11 protein-coding genes are annotated in these 19,852 nt (G+C 62.0%); 7 read left to right on the forward strand and 4 right to left on the reverse strand.

What is annotated here, in order from left to right:
- Positions 1-52 precede the first annotated feature (52 nt).
- The 3 genes from PSH94_RS11505 to PSH94_RS11515 all read left to right on the forward strand — a co-directional run bounded on the left by PSH94_RS11505 (position 53) and on the right by PSH94_RS11515 (position 6,905).
- Entirely contained in the window at positions 53-3,160 is a 3,108-nt protein-coding gene (locus tag PSH94_RS11505) for an efflux RND transporter permease subunit (protein WP_181077340.1), read from the forward strand.
- Positions 3,157-4,608: an efflux transporter outer membrane subunit gene (locus tag PSH94_RS11510; RefSeq protein ID WP_181077341.1), complete on the forward strand. Its 1,452-nt coding sequence runs from the start codon at positions 3,157-3,159 to the stop codon at positions 4,606-4,608. The genes PSH94_RS11505 and PSH94_RS11510 overlap by 4 nt, the downstream gene beginning before the upstream one ends.
- Positions 4,609-4,808: 200 nt before the next feature.
- Positions 4,809-6,905: a bifunctional diguanylate cyclase/phosphodiesterase gene (locus PSH94_RS11515; protein WP_305437549.1), complete on the forward strand. Its 2,097-nt coding sequence runs from the start codon at positions 4,809-4,811 to the stop codon at positions 6,903-6,905.
- A 461-nt stretch (positions 6,906-7,366) separates the two neighbouring features.
- Here PSH94_RS11515 and PSH94_RS11520 read toward each other — a convergent pair whose 3' ends face one another.
- The 4 genes from PSH94_RS11520 to PSH94_RS11535 all read right to left on the reverse strand — a co-directional run bounded on the left by PSH94_RS11520 (position 7,367) and on the right by PSH94_RS11535 (position 11,233).
- Positions 7,367-7,831 (reverse strand): hypothetical protein, encoded by a 465-nt coding sequence (locus PSH94_RS11520; protein WP_305437550.1) that lies wholly within the window; start codon positions 7,829-7,831, stop codon positions 7,367-7,369.
- Positions 7,832-7,913: 82 nt separating this feature from the next.
- A complete protein-coding gene (mapR, locus tag PSH94_RS11525; protein WP_181081838.1) occupies positions 7,914-9,323 on the reverse strand; it encodes a GntR family transcriptional regulator MpaR in 1,410 nt (469 codons plus the stop codon).
- Positions 9,324-9,399: 76 nt separating this feature from the next.
- A complete protein-coding gene (gene ccoG, locus PSH94_RS11530) occupies positions 9,400-10,809 on the reverse strand; it encodes a cytochrome c oxidase accessory protein CcoG (RefSeq protein ID WP_305437552.1) in 1,410 nt (469 codons plus the stop codon).
- A 184-nt stretch (positions 10,810-10,993) separates the two neighbouring features.
- A complete protein-coding gene (locus PSH94_RS11535) occupies positions 10,994-11,233 on the reverse strand; it encodes a DUF3203 family protein (protein WP_181081836.1) in 240 nt (79 codons plus the stop codon).
- Positions 11,234-11,352: 119 nt separating this feature from the next.
- On the opposite strand from PSH94_RS11535, the gene PSH94_RS11540 reads away from it, so the two are divergent.
- The 4 genes from PSH94_RS11540 to glgB all read left to right on the forward strand — a co-directional run bounded on the left by PSH94_RS11540 (position 11,353) and on the right by glgB (position 19,838).
- On the forward strand, positions 11,353-11,847 hold the full coding sequence (locus PSH94_RS11540) for an MgtC/SapB family protein (RefSeq protein WP_181081835.1): 495 nt from the start codon (positions 11,353-11,355) through the stop codon (positions 11,845-11,847).
- Between the two features lie 356 nt (positions 11,848-12,203).
- Complete coding sequence (locus PSH94_RS11545) at positions 12,204-14,189, forward strand: alpha-1,4-glucan--maltose-1-phosphate maltosyltransferase (RefSeq protein WP_305437554.1); 1,986 nt, start codon at positions 12,204-12,206, stop codon at positions 14,187-14,189.
- A gap of 67 nt (positions 14,190-14,256) precedes the next feature.
- Positions 14,257-17,604, forward strand: a complete 3,348-nt coding sequence (gene treS, locus PSH94_RS11550; RefSeq protein WP_305437556.1) for a maltose alpha-D-glucosyltransferase — start codon at positions 14,257-14,259, stop codon at positions 17,602-17,604.
- Complete coding sequence (gene glgB, locus PSH94_RS11555) at positions 17,601-19,838, forward strand: 1,4-alpha-glucan branching protein GlgB (RefSeq protein ID WP_253507098.1); 2,238 nt, start codon at positions 17,601-17,603, stop codon at positions 19,836-19,838. The genes treS and glgB overlap by 4 nt, the downstream gene beginning before the upstream one ends.
- Positions 19,839-19,852: the final 14 nt, after the last annotated feature.

Here is a 19,852-nt window from a genome sequence, read left to right on the forward strand (position 1 = left end):
AGCCTACGTCTTTTGCAGGTAGCTTGAAACTTGCCGCTTGGAGCTCCCCCCCATGAACCTGTCCGGACCGTTCATTCGCCGGCCGGTAGCGACCATGCTGCTGAGCCTGGCGATCATGTTGCTCGGCGGGGTGAGCTTCAACCTGCTGCCGGTGTCGCCGTTGCCGCAGATCGACTTCCCGGTGATCGTGGTGTCGGCCAGCCTGCCCGGCGCCAGCCCCGAGGTCATGGCGTCCACCGTAGCCACGCCGCTGGAGCGCTCCTTCGGCTCGATTGCCGGCATCACCACCATGAGCAGCAGTTCCAGCCAGGGCTCGACCCGGGTGATTCTGGCGTTCGACTCCGACCGCGACATCAACGGCGCGGCGCGGGAAGTGCAGGCGGCCATCAACGCCTCGCGCAACCTGCTGCCCAGCGGCATGCGCAGCATGCCCACCTACAAGAAGATCAACCCGTCCCAGGCGCCGATCATGGTGCTGTCGCTGACCTCGGACGTATTGCAGAAGGGCCAGCTGTACGACCTGGCGTCCACCATCCTGTCCCAGAGCCTGTCCCAGGTGCCGGGGGTGGGCGAGGTGCAGATCGGCGGCAGCTCCTTGCCGGCGGTGCGCATCGAACTGGAACCCAAGGCCCTCGACCAGTACGGCGTGGCCCTGGACGATGTGCGCAACACCATCGCCAATGCCAACCAGCGCCGGCCCAAGGGCTCGCTGGAAGACAGCGAACGCAACTGGCAGATCCAAGCCAATGACCAGCTGGAAAAGGCCAAGGACTACGAGCCGCTGCTGATTCGCTACCAGAACGGCGCGGCTTTGCGCCTGGGGGATGTGGCCAGGATCAGCGACGGCGTGGAAGACCGCTACAACAGTGGTTTCTTCAACAACGATGCGGCCGTTTTGCTGGTGATCAACCGCCAGTCCGGGGCCAACATCATCGAGACCGTGCGCCAGATCAAGGCACAGTTGCCGGCGCTGCAGGCGGTGCTGCCCTCCAGCGTCAAGCTCAGCCTGGCCATGGACCGCTCGCCGGTGATCACCGCCACCCTGCACGAAGCGGAGATGACCCTGCTGATCGCGGTGGGGCTGGTGATTCTGGTGGTGTACCTGTTCCTCGGCAATTTCCGCGCTTCGCTGATCCCGACCCTGGCGGTGCCGGTATCGCTGGTGGGCACGTTCGCGGTGATGTACCTGTACGGGTTCTCGTTGAACAACTTTTCGTTGATGGCGTTGATCCTGGCCACCGGCCTGGTGGTGGACGATGCCATTGTGGTGCTGGAGAACATCTCCCGGCATATCGATGACGGCGTGCCGCCGATGAAGGCGGCCTATCTGGGCGCCCAGGAAGTCGGGTTTACGCTGTTGTCGATGAACGTGTCGCTGGTGGCGGTGTTCCTGTCGATCCTGTTTATGGGCGGGATCGTCACCAACCTGTTCCGCGAGTTTTCCATCACCCTGTCGGCGGCGATCATTGTGTCGCTGGTGGTGTCGCTGACCCTGACGCCGATGCTCTGCGCGCGCTGGCTCAGGCCCCATGTCAAAGGCCATATGACCGGTCTGCAGCGGTGGAGCCACAGGATCAACGAGCGCATGGTCGCCGGCTACGCCCGCAGCCTGGACTGGGTGCTGCGCCATCGGCGCCTGACCTTGCTCAGCCTGTTGCTGACCATCGGCGTCAATGTGGCGCTGTACATCGTGGTGCCGAAAACCTTTATGCCGCAGCAGGACACCGGGCAGTTGATCGGCTTTGTGCGCGGCGACGACGGCCTGTCGTTCAGCGTGATGCAACCGAAGATGGAAATCTTTCGCCAGGCCGTGCTCAAGGACCCCGCAGTGCTCAGCGTGGCCGGCTTTATCGGTGGCAACAACGGCACCAACAACGCCGTGATGCTGGTGCGGCTCAAACCCATCAAAGAGCGCAAGGTCTCGGCCCAGGCGGTGATCGAGCGGCTGCGCAAGAACGTGCCGCCGGTGCCGGGCGGGCGCCTGTTTCTGATGGCCGACCAGGACCTGCAGTTCGGCGGCAGTCGCGACCAGACCAGCGCCCAGTATTCCTACATCCTGCAAAGCGGTGACCTGGCCGCGCTGCGCCTGTGGTACCCGAAAGTGGTTGGCGCGCTGCGCGAGCTGCCGGAATTGACCGCCATCGACGCCCGCGAAGGCCGGGGGGCGGCGCAGGTCACGCTGGTGGTCGATCGCGACCAGGCCAAGCGCCTGGGCATCGACATGAACATGGTCACGGGGGTGCTGAACAACGCCTACAGCCAGCGGCAGATTTCCACGATCTACGACAGCCTCAACCAGTACCAGGTGGTGATGGAGGTCAATCCCAAATATGCCCAGGACCCGATCACCCTGAACCAGGTGCAGGTCATTACCGCCGACGGCGCACGGGTACCGTTGTCCACCATCGCCCATTACGAGAACAGCCTGGCGGACGACCGCGTCAGCCATGAAGGCCAGTTCGCCTCGGAAAATATTGCTTTCGACATCGCTCCCGGGTTCACGGTGGAGCAGGGCACAGCCGCCATCGAACGGGCGATTGCCAAGGTTGGCCTGCCGGAGGATGTGATCGCCAAGATGGCCGGCACCGCCGATGCCTTTGCGGCGACGCAGAAGGGCCAGCCGTTCATGATCCTCGGCGCGCTGGTGGCGGTGTACCTGGTGCTGGGGATTCTCTACGAGAGCTATATCCACCCATTGACGATCCTGTCGACGTTGCCCTCGGCCGGTGTCGGTGCATTGCTGTCGATCTACCTGCTGGGTGGCGAGTTCAGCCTGATCTCATTGCTGGGCCTGTTCCTGCTGATCGGGGTGGTGAAGAAAAACGCGATCCTGATGATCGACCTGGCGCTGCAATTGGAACGCCATGACGGCATGAGCCCGCTCGAGTCGATCCGCAGCGCTTGCCTGCTGCGTCTGCGGCCGATCCTGATGACCACCCTGGCCGCCATCCTCGGCGCCTTGCCGCTGCTGCTCGGCGCCGGCGACGGCGCGGAAATGCGTCAGCCCCTGGGCCTGACCATCATTGGCGGCCTGGTGTTCAGCCAGATCCTGACCCTTTACACCACCCCGGTGGTTTACCTTTACCTCGACCGCGCGCGCCACCGCTTCAATGCCTGGCGCGGCGTACGGACCGATGCTGCCCTGGACACTGCGCTATGACCGATTCATCCCTCGCCCCGAAAAAGCTGTTGGCAGCGGCACTCTGCGGTCTGTTGCTCAGCGCCTGCGCCATCGGCCCGGATTATCAGCGCCCGCAGGTCATCGAACCCGCGCAGTTCAAGCAAGCGCAAGGCTGGCGCCAGGCCACGCCAAGCGACTCACTGGCCCGTGGCGCCTGGTGGGAATTGTATGGCGACCGTCAGCTCAATGACCTGGTCGCGCGCCTGAACAATGCCAACCAGACCGTGGCCCAGGCCGAGGCGCGCTTTCGCCAGGCCCAGGCATTGGTGCGCAGCTCACGCGGCGCGTTCTACCCCAGCGTCGACCTCAGCGTGGGCAAGACCCGCGCCAGCCAGGGCACCGGCAGCAGCAGTGCCAGCCTCAGCAGCTCCAGCAGTGGCATCCGCGACACCCTCAACGCGCAGTTGGGCGTGAGCTGGGAGGCGGATGTCTGGGGCAAGTTGCGCCGTGGCCTGGAGGCCAACGAGGCCAGCGCCGAAGCCAGCTCGGCGGACCTGGCCGCGATGCGTCTGAGCCAGCAATCGGAGCTGGTGCAAAGCTACCTGCAACTGCGCGTGATGGATGAACAGACGCGGCTGCTGCAGGCCACCCTCGACACCTATCAGCGCTCCCTGCAAATGACCGAGAACCAGTACCGCGCCGGAGTCTCGGGCAAAGAAGCGGTGGCCCAGGCACAGACACAGCTCAAGACCACCCAGGCCAGCCTGATCGACCTGATCTGGCAGCGCGCTCAGCTGGAAAATGCCATCGCGGTACTGATCGGCGAGGCGCCGGCCAACTTCAACCTGGCCGTGAGCAAGGACATTCCGCAGTTGCCGCAGATCCCGGTCGGCCTGCCGTCGCAGTTACTCGAACGCCGCCCGGACATCGCCTCGGCCGAACGCGCGGTGATCGCCGCCAACGCCAATATCGGTGTGGCCAAGGCGGCCTATTATCCGGACCTGACCCTGAGCCTGGCCGGTGGCTATTCCAGCAGTACCTATGCCGACTGGATCAGCCTGCCCAACCGCTTCTGGTCGGTGGGACCGAAACTGGCCATGACCCTGTTCGACGGTGGCCAGCGCTCGGCGGAAGTCGACCGCACCGTGGCGTCCTATGACGAAACCGTGGCCAAGTACCGTCAGACCGTGCTGGATGGCTTCCGCGAAGTGGAGAACTACATGGTTCAACTCAAGGTGCTGGAGGACGAAGCCGTGGTCAGCAACGAAGCGCTGGAGGCGGCACGCGAGTCATTGCGCCTGACCCAGAACCAGTACAAGGCCGGGCTGATCGCTTACCTGGACGTGGTCACCGTACAGGCTACCGCTCTGAGTAACGAACGCAGTGTGTTGACCTTGCTGCAGTCGCGCCTGGTGGCCAGCGTGCAATTGATTGCCGCACTGGGCGGTGGCTGGGATGGGCAGACGCCGATCGATGCCAAGGATTAAGCCGCAGCACCCGCGCTTTCCATCGCGGACGGCTGAATACACAAGGCCGCGCACGGGCGTTTTTGAGCCGGCGGATTGACGTCAAAAAGCCCATGATGGCCTTGTGATAATTATTCAACTGTCGCCGAATATTTATCGCTACAATCCGCCGCTTTGCCACTCGGTACGGGCGTTCCAGCTCGTCGCCCGCGAGACTCGTCATGCTTATCGGTAGCTATTCCCCTTCGCTGGTCGTGATCTCGCTGTTCGTTGCGATCCTGGCTTCCTACACGGCACTCGACCTGTCCGGCCGCATCGCCACCGCCCAGGGGCGCGCTGTCTACCTGTGGATCGCCGGCGGAGCGCTGGCGATGGGGGTAGGGGTGTGGTCGATGCACTTTATCGGCATGTTGGCGCTGCGTTTGCCGTTCGCCCTGGGGTTCGACGTCGGCATCACTGCGTGGTCGCTGTTGATCGCGGTGCTGTCCAGTGGCTTCGCCCTGTGGCTGGTCAGCCAGGCCCGTTTACCCGCCTGGCAATTGCTGTTCGGCGCGCTGGTGATGGGCGCCGGCATCAGTTGCATGCATTACACCGGCATGGCCGCGATGCGCATGACCCCGGGCATCGACTACGACCCGACCTTGTTCGGCGCTTCGCTGCTGATTGCGGTGGCGGCCTCGGGCGCGGCCCTGCTGATCGCGTTCAACCTGCGGCGCAACACCCCCCATGTGCGCCTGCTGCGCGGTGGTGCCGCAGTGGTGATGGGCGTGGCCATCGTCGGCATGCATTACACCGGGATGGCGGCGGCCAGTTTTGCCGATGACAGCTACTGCGCCGCCGCGCTGGACGGTCTGAGCGGCAACGGCCTGGACAACCTGGTGCTGGTCACCACCCTGGCGGTGCTTGCCATCGCCTTGCTGACTTCATTGCTCGACGCCCGCCTGGAAGCGCGCACCGCCGTGCTCGCCACGTCCCTGACCCAGGCCAACCAGGAGCTGACCCACCTGGCCCTGCACGACATGCTGACCGGTCTGCCCAATCGCAGCCTGCTCGCCGATCGCATTCAACAGGCCATGCAGGCGGTGGAGGAACAAGGCGGTTGCTTTGCGCTGATGTTTATCGACCTGGATGGCTTCAAGCCGGTCAACGATGCCTTTGGTCATCATCTGGGCGACCAATTGCTGCGCGAGGTGGGCCTGCGCCTGCGCGAGGACTTGCGCAGCCACGACACCCTGGCGCGCATTGGCGGTGACGAGTTTGTACTGCTGGTGCAACTCAGCCAGCCGGACGACGCCCTCGGTCTTGCCGAGCGCCAGGTGCAATTGATCAACCGCGCGTTCCAGGTGGCCGAACACGAACTGAAAATCTCTGCCAGTGTCGGTATCGCGTTGTTCCCCGGCAACGGCGGCACCCCGCAGGACCTGCTGATGAATGCCGACGCGGCGATGTACCACGCCAAGGGGCTGGGCAAGAACGGCTATAGCTTTTTCGATGTGTCGATGAACACCAATGCGCGCAAACAACTGCAGCTGTTGCAGGACCTGCGCAATGCCGTGGAGCAGCAGCAGTTTCGCTTGTATTACCAGCCCAAGTTCGATGCCGCCAGCGGCATTGCGGTGGGCGCCGAAGCCTTGTTGCGCTGGGAGCATCCGCAACAGGGCCTGTTGATGCCCGCGACGTTTATCGACCTGGCGGAGAAAACCGGGCTGATCATTCCCATCGGCGAATGGGTGCTGAATGAAGCCTGCCGCCAGATGCGCGTGTGGTACGTGCAGGGTTATGAAGAGTGGCGCATTGCGGTGAACTTGTCCGCGTTGCAGTTTTGCCATGCCGGGCTGGTCGACAGCGTCGCTGCCGCGCTTGAACGCCATCAGTTGCCGCCTAACAGCCTGACCCTGGAAATCACCGAAACCACCGCCATGAGCGATGCCGACGCGAGCATGAACGTGTTGCAGCAGCTGTCCGACATGGGTGTCGACCTGTCGATTGATGACTTCGGCACTGGCTATTCCAGCCTGATGTACCTCAAGCGCCTGCCGGCCAACGAGCTGAAGATCGACCGGGGCTTTGTGCGTGATCTGGAACACGACAGCGACGACGCCGCCATCGTCTCGGCCATCGTCGCCCTCGGCCAGGCCTTGGGGCTGCGGATCGTGGCCGAAGGTGTGGAAACCGACCGGCAGCAGGATTTTCTGACGCGCCTGGGCTGTAACTCCCTGCAAGGCTACTTACTGGGCCATCCGCTGCCGGCAGACGGTTTCATGGCCGATATTCGCCGTGCCGAAGACGCCGCGGCGCCTGACAAAAACCTGGGATGAGGGGGTCTCAAAACGCTTCGCCCCACTCGGCACCTCGCTCAGGCTGGGTGTGCCCGTAATCCGGCCAGCTTGGTTAGCGGGGCGCCTGAGGTCAAAAGCAAGAGCGGCTCGCTTCGCATCGTGGTTAGGGTTGGTGGCTGCGCATCTTCGGTAAAAACATAGCCTTGGAAAATGAGGTTCTGGTGGTGGGCAGGCTTTCTGTGGTGAGGCGCTTGTTGTGGTGAGCGGGCTTGCCCCGCGTTGGGCTGCGAAGCGGCCCTATCTCAGGCGATGTGGTTTAGCTGACACACCGAGTTGCCTGGGTTTGGGGCTGCTTCGCAGCCCAGCGCGGGGCAAGCCCGCTCACCACAGCAAGCCCGCTCACCATAACAAGCCCGCTATCACAAAGTTATTTGTCAGACTTTAAGAATATCTATGCCCCGATGGGGGCCTCACAGCCGACCAGGATGCTACCAATGCGCTCATGTCCACACATAACGCAGCGCGGCATAACCTTTACTGGAAAACTCGCTGAGCAGGCTGGCTTCGGATTTTAGTCGGATGCCGTAGCCCGCATTGAAAAAACCGTCGATCTGCCCGTTGCGGGTCCGACTGTCGCTCAGATACCTGTCGTCGGCGTTGTCTATGAACCGCAGTACCTTTTCCAGGTTATACGCGGCATCGGCCCTGGCGTCCGGGTTGGGGTTCGCCTCGGTCCAGTCGCCGACCTGCCACTTGAGCGCGTCGGCGAGCGGGTAGTGATCACGGCTTTCCAGGAAGCGCGACAGGACCGCGCTTTGCTCGATAATCCTCTCTGCCGATCGATGATCGCCGTCCGGACGGCGCACGGGGCCTGTCATCTCGCGCAGTTGATTGCGTTCAGCGGTGCGCATGTAGTTGGGGGGCACGGGTAATGGCTTGATGCCTGCGGGCAGGACAGAGTTCATAGAAAATCTCGACGTTGAGCAGCAGGGGGCTTTCTTTAATGAGCACATAGCCTGGGTGGTCCGGCTGACGCTTCGGTTCCAGTCAAAACGACCGCGCAATCCTCCCCAGCGTCTCCATCGCTTTTTCCGACGCTTCTGTCCAGGGGCTGCCGTAATTCAAGCGGATGCAATTCCTGAAGCGCTGGGTTGCGGAGAAGATCGGCCCCGGCGCGATGCTGATGCCTTGGGCCAATGCCATTTGGAACAGTTTTAACGAGTCGATCTGTTCCGGCAGTTCCAGCCACAGGAAGTAACCACCGGCCGGTTGGCTGACGCGGGTTTGTGCCGGGAAGTAGCGGCCGATGGCAGCGAGCATGGCGCTTTGCTGTTCCTCCAGGGCATAGCGCAATTTGCGCAGGTGCCGGTCGTAGCCGCCGTGTTGCAGGTAGTCGGCTATCGCCGCCTGCGCCGGCATCGATGGGCACAGTGAGGTCATCAGCTTCAAACGCTCGACTTTCTGCGCATAGCGCCCGGCGGCAACCCATCCCACCCGATACCCCGGCGCGAGGCTCTTGGCGAAGGAGCCGCAGTGCATCACCAGGCCTTCGGTGTCGAAAGCCTTGGCCGGCTTGGGCGCGTGCTGGCCGTAGTACAACTCGGCGTACACATCGTCTTCGATCAACGGCACCTGGTGGCTGCGCAGCAGTTCCACCAGCGCTTGTTTTTTGGTTTCGGGCAGGGTGGCGCCCATGGGATTCTGGAAACTGGTCATGCTCCAGCACGCCTTGATCGGGTAGCGCGCAAGGCTTTGCGCCAGGGCATTGAGATCAATGCCGTCGCGCGGGTGCACCGGGATCTCCACCGCCTTGAGCTTCAAACGCTCCAGCACCTGCAGGCAGGCATAGAACGCCGGTGCTTCGATGGCCACCAGGTCGCCCGGCTCGGTCACGGCCTGCAGGCACAGGTTGAGCGCTTCGAGGGCGCCGTTGGTGATCAGCAGTTCTTCCATGGGCAGCATCAGGCCGCCGACCATATAGCGCAGGGCAATCTGCCGACGCAATTGCGGGTTGCCCGGCGACATGTCGGTAACCACCAGGCGCGGGTCCATCTCCCGGCTGGCGCTGGCCAGGGAGCGGGCCAGGCGCGGTAACGGGAACAGCATCGGGCTGGGAAACGCCGAACCGAAGGGCACGGTGTTGGGGTCTTTGATCGAGTCGAGCACCGAGAACACCAGTTCGCTCACATCCACCTCAGTGGATTCATGCACCTGCTCGCTCACCACCGGCTCGGAAAACGGGCGCGGTGCGTGGGTATTGACGAAATACCCGGAACGCGGACGGGCGCGGATCAGTCCACGGCGTTCCAGCAGGTAATAAGCCTGGAACACCGTAGAGGGACTGACGCCGTACGTCTGGCTGGCATAACGCACCGACGGCACGCGCTGGCCAGGCCCCAGGACACCGGAGCGGATCAGTTCGGCGATGTCGTCGGCGAATTTTTCGTAGCGTTTCATGGGGGCCTTAAACTTTTGTTTTTTATATGAGTGCAGATCCCACATTGGATCATCATCATTTTTCGATACCGCGCGCTCAGCGGTTGAGCGGCGCCACGAAGCGGCTTTCAGCCGCGTTGTAGACCCACGGCTCATCCACATCCGTCACCTTGAAGCGCAGCGTCTGCGAACTGCTCGCCGGCTTGTCCGCCAGCAGTGTGACCGACACCGGCACATCGACGATCTCCCCCGGCGCCAGGCTCAGTTCGGTCTTGCCTTGCAGTTGGAAACCGTAGGCTTCCACCAGCTCCACCCGGTATTGCTGGCGCTGCTGGGTCTTGTTGATGACCTTGAGACTGTAGATGTTTTCAATCAGGCCCTGGCTGTTTTCGCGGAACAGGCCACGGTCCTTGGTCACGTCCAGCGACACCATCGGCCGTTGCATCAGGGCCACCACCAGCGCGGCGATCATCACCAGCAGCACGGCACTGTAGCCGATCAGGCGAGGGCGTAGCAGGTGTGTCTTGCCGCCCTGCAGTTGATGTTCGCTGGTGTACCGCACCAGGCCGCGCGCATAGCCCATCTTGTCCATGATCGAATCGCAGGCGTCGACGCAGGCCGCGCAGCCGATGCATTCCATTTGCAGGCCGTCGCGGATGTCGATGCCGGTGGGGCACACCTGAACGCACAGCTGGCAGTCGATGCAATCGCCCAGGCCGAGGTCGGCCGGCCTGGCCTCGCGTTTACGCGGGCCGCGCTGCTCGCCACGCGCGGCGTCGTAAGAGATGGTGAGGGTGTCTTTATCGAACATCACACTCTGGAAACGCGCGTAGGGGCACATGTGCATGCACACCGCTTCACGCAGCCAGCCGGCGTTGAGGTAGGTCGCGGCGGTAAAGAACAGTACCCAGAACAGGCTGACGCCGCCCATCTGCCAGGTCAGCAGTTCCGTCGCCAGCGGGCGGATGGGGGTGAAATAACCGACAAAGGTCAGACCGGTCAGCACACTGATGCCCAGCCACAACGTGTGCTTGGCCGAGCGCCGCGCCAGTTTGTTCAGGCTCCAGGGCGCCGCTTGCAGCTTGATGCGCTGGTTGCGCTCGCCCTCGGTGACTTTTTCGCACCACATGAACAGCCAGGTGAACGAGCTTTGCGGGCAGGTGTAGCCGCACCAGACGCGCCCGGCGAAGACCGTAATGGCAAATAGGCCGAAGGCACAGATGATCAACAGCGCCGATAAGAGGATGAAGTCCTGGGGCCAGAATGTCGCACCGAAAATGTGGAACTTGCTTTGCGCCAGGTCCCATAGCACGGCTTGCCGGCCGCCCCAGTTCAGCCACACGGTGCCGAAGAAGGCCACGAACAGAAAGCCGGCACCGAACACGCGCAAGGTGCGGAACAGCCCGGTGAAGCTGCGGGTATGGATCAGGGTGTCGCTGGATTTGGCCTTGACCTTCTTTGGGTGCACAGGCTCAAACATTTCCACGGTAGGGATTCGTTCGCTCATGGTCGTTCGCTCATCAGCCTCCATCAGGCCAATGGACTATGCGCGGCAAGCTGTTTGCAGAACAGACTCAGCTGGAACGATAAAAAGCGGATCAGATGCCCTGCAGATGCAGGCCTGCGACAGTGTGCTGCACCCTAGGGCTATCAGGGTGCAGTCGGTTGCACTGCGCGTTGATACAGATCAATCAAATCGCCGATCCCGATTCAGTGACCTTTTTGTGCTGGCGCCCATCGATTGCGCCGGCCACAGTAAGAGCGTCGGCCTCCTGTTCGGTGATGTAGACGCGCTCGGCACCTACGTCCACATACGACATGGCGCGGGGCATGTCGGTGCTTACCGTTACTTCTGCGGCCGGCAGGCTGTATTCGCGACCCTCGTCATTGACCTTGAAAAAACACGTCTGGTTATCGATACGGACAGGCATGGCGTTCTCCTTTCATAGACAGTCAGCCGTTAGGGCGTCGGCACGTGCCCGACGTTCCCGGCAACTGACTGGCGGTCGCCGCTGTCAATCCTTTACCCATAATTAGAAAGGAAAGGTGTATGGACGCTTGGTGGCATGAAGTGTGGGTGACCCTGCAGGCTGAGTTCGCCGATATCGGCGATGCGCGGCAAGTGACCCAGATCACCGTGCGCTTGCTGATCGCCGCGCTCCTCGGCGGCATTCTGGGGTTTGAGCGAGAGCACAAGGGCAAGGCTGCCGGGGTGCGCACCCATATGCTGGTGGCGTTGGGCGCGGCACTGTTTGTGCTGGTGCCACAGATGTCCGGCAACCAGGCCGATGCCATGAGTCGGGTCGTGCAAGGGGTGATTGCCGGGATCGGATTCCTGGGCGCCGGTACCATTCTCAAAGGCAAGGAGGACGAGGCAGGCCAGCAAGTCAAGGGCCTGACCACCGCGGCCGGGCTGTGGATGACCGCCGCCATCGGCGTGGCGGCGGGCATGGGGCGCGAAGCGACAGCGGTGTTGAGTACGTTGCTGGCGCTGGCGGTATTCAGCGTGGTGCCGATGATCGTCAAGCGCTTCGAGAAGGACTGACAACCACGCCAGGATGTGGGGCAGGTGGCTCCTGCATGGGCGGTGGAGGGTTTTCAGGCGGTTCCTGCTCGGGGATCGGCTCCGGTTCAGTAGGCGGCAGGGTCGGGTTATCGATATTCGGGTCGGGCGTTTCAGCCGGGATCGGGATCGTCATCGGTGTGGCCTCCTTTGTGCTTTGCTCTACCGGTGGACATCCGCACGGGTGATTTGATTCCCGCCCAATGGCGGCACATCCACCTGAACTTTTAATGCAGGCGCAGGCTCGGACCTAATGCGCCAACGCTCAGGGAGAGTGCTGGCGTATTGGATTCGGATCTAGCAAAGAGCGTCCACTGGGCGTAAGGGGAAGATGCTCGATGACTGCTGAAACACAGGTTCCAGACACTGCCGTATTGCCGCTGTCCCAGGCTTTGTTATTGCCCAGGATCGCGATCGAAAGCACCAGCCCCGTGATTGACGGTGGCGAGTTCGCGGTCAAGGCCGTGGTCGGCCAGTGCATTCACGTGACCAGCAAAGTATTTGCCGACGGTCATGACAAGCTCGCCGTGCTGATCCGTTGGCGCCCGCTGCGTGACGAGAGCTGGCATAGCGTGGTGATGACCGACGTCGGTAACAATGGCTGGGAAGGCGCGTTCACGGTGGCCCAACAGGGGCCCCATGAATACTGCATCGAAGCCTGGATCGATACCTACGCCAGCTTTTGCTACGAGTTGCGCAAGAAGCACGAAGCCGGCGTGCCGGTGAGCCTGGAGCTGCAGGAAGGCCGCAGCCTGGTGCAGCAGGCCGCCGAGCGCAGCGACAACGAACTGCGCGATCGCCTGATGCTGCTGCACCATGAACTTTCCGGTTTGCTGGAAACCGAGCAAGTGGCGTTGTTTCTGCACGAAGACAGTGCACACCTGATGACCCAGGCCGACCACCGCGCTTACTTGAGCATCGGCAAGGTCTACCCGATTGACGTCGAACGTGAACGCGCGCAATTTGCCAGCTGGTATGAGCTGTTTCCGCGCTCGATCACCGACGATCCAGCGCGTCACGGCACGTTCAATGACGTGCACTCGCGCCTGTCGATGATCCACGACATGGGCTTCGACGTGTTGTACTTCCCGCCGATCCACCCGATCGGGCGCAGCCATCGCAAAGGCAGGAACAACTCACTCACCGCCGGCCCGGACGATCCTGGCAGCCCTTACGCCATCGGCAGCGAGGAGGGCGGTCACGAGGCCATCCATCCGCAGTTGGGCAGCCGTGAAGACTTCCGCCGCCTGGTCAAGGCCGCCGCCGATCACGGCCTGGAAATCGCTCTGGACTTCGCCATCCAGTGCTCCCAGGACCACCCGTGGCTCAAGGAGCATCCAGGCTGGTTCAACTGGCGCCCGGACGGCACGATCAAATATGCCGAGAACCCGCCGAAGAAGTATCAGGACATCGTCAACGTCGACTTTTATGCCGCCGATGCGATTCCGGGGTTGTGGACCGAATTGCGCGATATCGTCGTGGGTTGGGTGGAAGAGGGCGTGAAGACCTTTCGCGTCGACAATCCCCACACCAAACCGCTGCCGTTCTGGCAGTGGTTGATCAGCGATGTGCGGTCCAAGTACCCCGACGTGATCTTCCTGGCGGAAGCGTTTACCACGCCGGCAATGATGGCGCGCCTGGGCAAGGTGGGTTACTCCCAGAGCTACACCTATTTCACCTGGCGCAACACCAAGGCCGAGTTGAGCGAATATTTCACTCAGCTCAATCAGTCGCCGTGGCGCGAGTGCTACCGGCCGAACTTTTTCGTCAACACGCCGGATATCAACCCCGCGTTCCTGCACCAGTCCGGGCGCCCGGGTTTTCTGATCCGTGCAGCGCTGGCGACCATGGGCTCCGGCCTGTGGGGCATGTATTCGGGCTTCGAACTGTGCGAAGCCGCGCCGGTGCCGGGCAAAGAGGAATACCTGGACTCGGAGAAATACGAGATCCGACCACGGGACTTCACCGCGCCCGGCAACATCATTGCCGAGATTGCCCAGCTCAATCGCATCCGTCGCCAGAACCCGGCGCTGCACACGCACTTGGGCTTGAAGATCTATAACGCGTGGAACGACAACATCCTGTACTTCGGCAAGCGCAGCGAGGACGGCAGTAACTTCATTCTGGTGGCGGTCAACCTCGACCCTTATAACGCCCAGGAAGCCCATTTCGAACTGCCATTGTGGGAGATGGGCCTGCCGGATGATGCCCAGACCCAAGGCGAAGACTTGATGAACGGCCATCGTTGGACCTGGTATGGCAAGACTCAGTGGACGCGCCTGGAACCGCAGATGCCGTTCGGGATCTGGCGCATCACCACCTGATGTGGGAAGGGGCAAGCCCCTTGCACATTGAGCCTGCAAGATTTATCGAGTGTTTCAGGAGTTTTCAATGGCGAAGAAACCCAAGGCTGCCACCTTTATCAAAGACCCGCTCTGGTACAAGGACGCGGTGATCTATCAGGTGCACGTAAAATCTTTTTTCGATTCCAACAATGACGGGATCGGCGATTTTCCAGGCTTGATCGCCAAACTCGACTACATCGCCGATCTGGGCGTGAACACCATTTGGTTGCTGCCGTTTTATCCATCGCCGCGCCGCGACGATGGCTACGACATTGCCGACTACCGCGGCGTGCACAGTGACTACGGCACCATGGCCGACGCCAAGCGCTTTATCGCCGAAGCGCACAAACGCGGCCTGCGGGTGATCACCGAATTGGTGATCAACCACACCTCCGACCAGCACCCCTGGTTCCAGCGGGCGCGCAAGGCCAAGCCCGGTTCGGCCGCACGGGACTTCTACGTGTGGTCCGATGACGACCAGAAATACGACGGCACCCGTATCATCTTCCTCGATACCGAAAAGTCCAACTGGACCTGGGATCCGGTCGCCGGCCAATACTTCTGGCACCGCTTCTATTCCCACCAGCCCGACCTCAACTTCGACAATCCGCACGTGATGAAAGCGGTGCTTGAAGTGATGCGCTATTGGCTGGACATGGGCATCGACGGCCTGCGCCTGGACGCCATTCCATACCTGATCGAGCGCGATGGCACCAATAACGAGAACCTTGAAGAAACCCACGGGGTGCTCAAGCAGATCCGCGCCGAGATCGACGCCAATTACCCCGACCGCATGCTGCTGGCCGAAGCCAACCAGTGGCCGGAAGACACCCAGCTGTATTTCGGCGACAAAAAGGGCGACGACGGCGACGAATGCCACATGGCCTTCCACTTCCCGTTGATGCCGCGCATGTACATGGCGCTGGCCCAGGAAGATCGTTTCCCTATCACCGATATTTTGCGCCAGACCCCGGAAATTCCCGCCAATTGCCAGTGGGCGATCTTCCTGCGTAACCACGATGAACTGACCCTTGAAATGGTGACGGACAAGGAGCGCGACTACCTGTGGAACTACTATGCCGCCGACCGTCGCGCGCGGATCAACCTGGGCATTCGTCGACGCCTGGCGCCCTTGCTGGAGCGTGACCGCCGCCGGGTCGAATTGCTTAACAGCCTGCTGCTGTCGATGCCGGGCACGCCCACCCTGTATTACGGCGATGAAATCGGCATGGGCGACAACATCTATCTGGGCGACCGCGATGGCGTACGCACGCCGATGCAATGGTCCATCGACCGCAACGGCGGCTTCTCCCGCGCCGACCCGGCCAGCCTGGTGTTGCCGCCGATCATGGACCCGCTCTACGGTTATTTGTCGGTCAACGTCGAAACCCAGACCCAGGACCCGCACTCCCTCCTGAACTGGACCCGGCGCATGCTGGCGGTACGCAAGCAGTCCAAGGCGTTCGGTCGCGGCAGCCTCAAAATGCTCTCGCCGGCCAACCGCCGCATCCTGGCCTACACCCGCGAATACACCGGCGCCGATGGCCGCACGGAGATCATCCTGTGCGTGGCCAACGTGTCGCGCAGCGCCCAGGCGGCCGAGCTGGACCTGTCGGCATTTGCCGGCATGGTCCCGGTAGAGATGCTCGGCGGCAACGCGTTCCCGCCCATCGGCCAGCTGAATTTCCTGCTGACCCTGGCGCCCTACGGGTTTTATTGGTTTGTGCTCGCCGCGGAAAACCAGATGCCCAGTTGGCATGTGGAACCGGCGCAGAGCATGCCCGACTTCACCACATTGGTATTGAAAAAACGCATGGAAGAACTGCTCGAAGAACCTTGCCGCACCACCCTGGAACAGACCTCATTGCCGGCCTGGCTGCCCAAACGGCGCTGGTTTGCCGGTAAGGACACGGCGATCGACAGCGTACGCATTGCCTACGGCGTGCGATTTGGCGATGCCGAGCATCCGGTGTTGCTGAGCGAGCTGGAAGTCAGTGCCGGCGGCCAGGTCAGCCGTTATCAATTGCCGTTGGGCTTCCTCGGTGAAGACCAATTCACCAGCGCCTTGCCGCAGCAACTGGCCATGGCCCGGGTACGTCGAGCCCGCCAAGTGGGGCTGGTGACCGACGCGTTCAGCCTTGAGCATTTTGTTCGCGCGGTGATCCAGGGCCTGCAAGCCGGCACGCGGCTGGCCTGCAATGACGGCGAGTTGCGGTTCGACGCGACGCAACACTTGGGCGCGCTGCAACTGAACGATGAGTCGCCGGTGCGCTACTTGTCTGCCGAGCAGTCCAACAGTTCGGTGGTGGTAGGCGAGAGCCTGGTGCTCAAGTTAATCCGCAAAGTCAGCGCCGGGGTGCACCCGGAGCTTGAGATGAGCGCGTACCTGACCGAAGCCGGTTACGCGAATATTTCGCCGTTGATGGGCGCCATGGTGCGTCACGACAGTGACGGCCAGGACAACCTGTTGATGATCGCACAGGGCTATCTAAGCAATCAGGGCGACGCCTGGACGTGGACCCAGAACAATCTGGAACGCGCGATCCGTGACGAACTGGCCGAGGCCCTTTCCGAGCAGGAGCAGCACTACAACGCCCTGGGCGAACTGGCGGATTTTGCCGCACTGCTCGGCCAGCGCCTAGGCGAAATGCATCAAGTGCTCGGCGCCACTACCACCCATAAAGACTTCAAGCCCGAAGTCACCAGCGTTAAGGACACCCAGGCCTGGGCCAAGGATGTCGGGGCGCAGATCAGTCGCGCGCTGCAACTGCTCGAACTGCATCAAAACCAATTGAACCCTGCCGATCAGGCACTGGTCAGTGAATTGCTGTCGCAGAAAAAAGCCATCGCCACGCACGTGAACAGCCTGGCGAAGGCCACCTTGGGCGGCTTGCGCATTCGCGTCCATGGCGATCTGCACCTCGGCCAGGTACTGGTGGTGAAGGGCGATGCCTATTTGATCGACTTCGAAGGCGAACCGGCGCGACCGCTGCATGAGCGACGGGGCAAGCACAGCCCGTACAAAGATGTCAGCGGTGTGCTGCGCTCCTTCGATTACGCGGCGGCGATGGCTTTGAATCTGCAAGGCGTCGACCATTCGGCCCAGGCCGATCAGGCACGCCAGCGTGTGACCGAGCGCTATGTGAAGGAGGCGCGTCAGGCATTTATCCAGGCTTATCAGCAGGCTACGTCTACACTGGCGCATGACTGGCAGGATGCCAACGGCCAGGACGCCGCGCTGACTTTGTTCAGCCTGGAGAAGGCCGCGTACGAAGTGGCCTACGAAGCGGAAAACCGCCCGACCTGGTTGCCCGTGCCTCTGCAAGGGCTGCACAGCCTGTTGAGCGGGCTTATACCTATATCGAAAACTGCACGCGGTGGGGAGACGTCATGAGCTATACACATAAAGAACCGCTGCAGCCAAAGTTGACTGCAATGCCGGCGTCCAAGGACGTCGAAGCGCTGGTGCGCGCCGAGCACCACGACCCGTTTTCGATTCTCGGGCCCCATGACGATGAGCAGGGTGGCCAATTTATCCGTGCATTCCTGCCGGAGGCATTGAGTGTGCAGGTGCTGAGCCGCGACGGTGGCGAAACGCTCGGCAGCCTTGACGCGACTCAGGTGCCTGGGCTGTTTGTCGGGCACTTCTCTACTCGTCAGCCGTACTTATTGAAAATTCAGTGGGCCGGCGGCGAGCAGATCACCGAAGACCCCTACAGCTTCAGCCAATTGCTGCTGGGCGAAATGGACCTGTATCTGTTTGCCGAGGGCAATCACCGCGACCTGGGCAACTGCCTGGGTGCACAGGTCACCAGCGTCGACGGCGTGCAGGGCGTGCGCTTTGCCGTGTGGGCACCGAATGCCCGGCGTGTGTCGGTGGTGGGTGACTTCAATATCTGGGACGGACGCCGTCATCCGATGCGCCTGCGTCATCCTTCCGGCGTGTGGGAGATCTTCATCCCACGCCTGCAGCCGGGTGCCGCCTACAAATACGAGATTCTCGGTGCCCACGGTATTTTGCCCCTCAAGGCCGACCCCGTGGCGCTGGCGACCCAACTGCCGCCGGACACCGCCTCGAAAGTTGCCGCGCCGCTGCAAGTGGACTGGCAGGACCACGACTGGATGCAGGCGCGTGCCGACAAGCAAAAGTCCAGCGCGCCCTTGTCGATCTATGAATTGCACGTCGGCTCCTGGCAGTGCGAATTGGACGAGGCCGGTGAAGTGGCCCGACAGTACGGCTGGCGGGAACTGTCGGAGCGTTTGATTCCCTATGTTCAGCAACTGGGCTTCACCCATATCGAGCTGATGCCGATCATGGAACACCCGTTTGGCGGGTCCTGGGGCTATCAAGCCCTGTCGCAGTTCGCGCCCAGCGCGCGCTTCGGCTCGCCGGAAGATTTCGCTTACTTCGTCGATGCCTGCCACCGGGCTGATATCGGTGTGATCCTTGATTGGGTGCCGGCGCATTTTCCGACCGACACCCACGGCCTGGCGCAATTTGACGGCACCGCGCTGTACGAATACGCCAACCCGCTCGAAGGCTTCCACCAGGATTGGGACACGCTGATCTACAACCTGGGCCGCACCGAAGTGCACGGCTTTATGCTGGCGTCGGCGCTGCACTGGCTCAAACACTTCCACGTCGATGGTCTGCGCGTGGATGCGGTGGCATCGATGCTGTATCGCGACTATTCGCGCAAAGCCGGCGAGTGGGTGCCCAACCGGCATGGCGGGCGCGAGAACCTGGAGGCCATCGACTTCCTGCGCCACTTGAACGACGTGGTTGCGCTGGAGGCGCCGGGAGCCCTGGTGATCGCCGAGGAGTCCACGGCCTGGCCTGGCGTCAGCCAGCCGACCCAGCAAGGCGGCCTGGGCTTCAATTACAAATGGAACATGGGCTGGATGCACGACTCGCTGCACTACATCCAGCAGGACCCGGTATACCGTGCCCATCATCACAACGAGCTGAGTTTCGGCCTGGTGTATGCCTGGTCCGAGCGTTTCATCCTGCCGATCTCCCATGACGAAGTGGTCCATGGCAAGCATTCGCTGATCGACAAGATGCCCGGCGACCGCTGGCAGAAATTTGCCAATCTGCGCGCCTACCTGGCGTTCATGTGGATGCATCCGGGTAAGAAGTTGCTGTTCATGGGCTGCGAATTCGGCCAGTGGCGCGAGTGGAACCATGACCAGCAACTGGACTGGTACCTGCTGCAATACCAGGAACACCAGGGTGTGCAAAAGCTGGTGGGCGACTTGAATCGCCTGTACCGCCAGGAGCCGGCCCTGCACGAGCAGGACGACGCGCCGCAAGGTTTCCAGTGGCTGATCGGCGACGATGCGATCAACAGCGTCTACGCCTGGCTGCGCTGGAGCAAGGACGGCAAACCGGTGTTGGTGGTGGCCAACTTCACGCCGGTGCCTCGCGAGCACTATGCCGTGGGCGTGCCGTTTGCCGGGCGCTGGAGCGAGGTGATCAACAGTGACGCGGATATGTACGCCGGTTCCAATTTCGGCAATGGTGGCGAAGTGTTCACCGTCGACGAGCCGCGCCATGGTCAGCCCGTTTCGCTGTCGTTGAATCTGCCGCCACTGGGGGTGCTGATTCTGCGGCCCGAGCCGAGTTAAAGGCTCTGCGGTGC

Origin of the sequence: Pseudomonas sp. FP2254, assembly GCF_030687695.1 — a bacterium.
Lineage (GTDB): Bacteria > Pseudomonadota > Gammaproteobacteria > Pseudomonadales > Pseudomonadaceae > Aquipseudomonas > Aquipseudomonas quebecensis.

Bases quoted from the DNA above. Each gene is read 5' to 3' on its own strand.
- PSH94_RS11505 (WP_181077340.1), top strand. From the start codon at position 53: ATGAACCTGTCCGGACCGTTCATTCGCCGGCCGGTAGCGACCATGCTG.
- PSH94_RS11510 (WP_181077341.1), top strand. From the start codon at position 3,157: ATGACCGATTCATCCCTCGCCCCGAAAAAGCTGTTGGCAGCGGCACTC.
- PSH94_RS11515 (WP_305437549.1), top strand. From the start codon at position 4,809: ATGCTTATCGGTAGCTATTCCCCTTCGCTGGTCGTGATCTCGCTGTTC.
- PSH94_RS11520 (WP_305437550.1), bottom strand. From the start codon at position 7,831: ATGAACTCTGTCCTGCCCGCAGGCATCAAGCCATTACCCGTGCCCCCC.
- mapR (WP_181081838.1), bottom strand. From the start codon at position 9,323: ATGAAACGCTACGAAAAATTCGCCGACGACATCGCCGAACTGATCCGC.
- ccoG (WP_305437552.1), bottom strand. From the start codon at position 10,809: ATGAGCGAACGAATCCCTACCGTGGAAATGTTTGAGCCTGTGCACCCA.
- PSH94_RS11535 (WP_181081836.1), bottom strand. From the start codon at position 11,233: ATGCCTGTCCGTATCGATAACCAGACGTGTTTTTTCAAGGTCAATGAC.
- PSH94_RS11540 (WP_181081835.1), top strand. From the start codon at position 11,353: ATGGACGCTTGGTGGCATGAAGTGTGGGTGACCCTGCAGGCTGAGTTC.
- PSH94_RS11545 (WP_305437554.1), top strand. From the start codon at position 12,204: ATGACTGCTGAAACACAGGTTCCAGACACTGCCGTATTGCCGCTGTCC.
- treS (WP_305437556.1), top strand. From the start codon at position 14,257: ATGGCGAAGAAACCCAAGGCTGCCACCTTTATCAAAGACCCGCTCTGG.
- glgB (WP_253507098.1), top strand. From the start codon at position 17,601: ATGAGCTATACACATAAAGAACCGCTGCAGCCAAAGTTGACTGCAATG.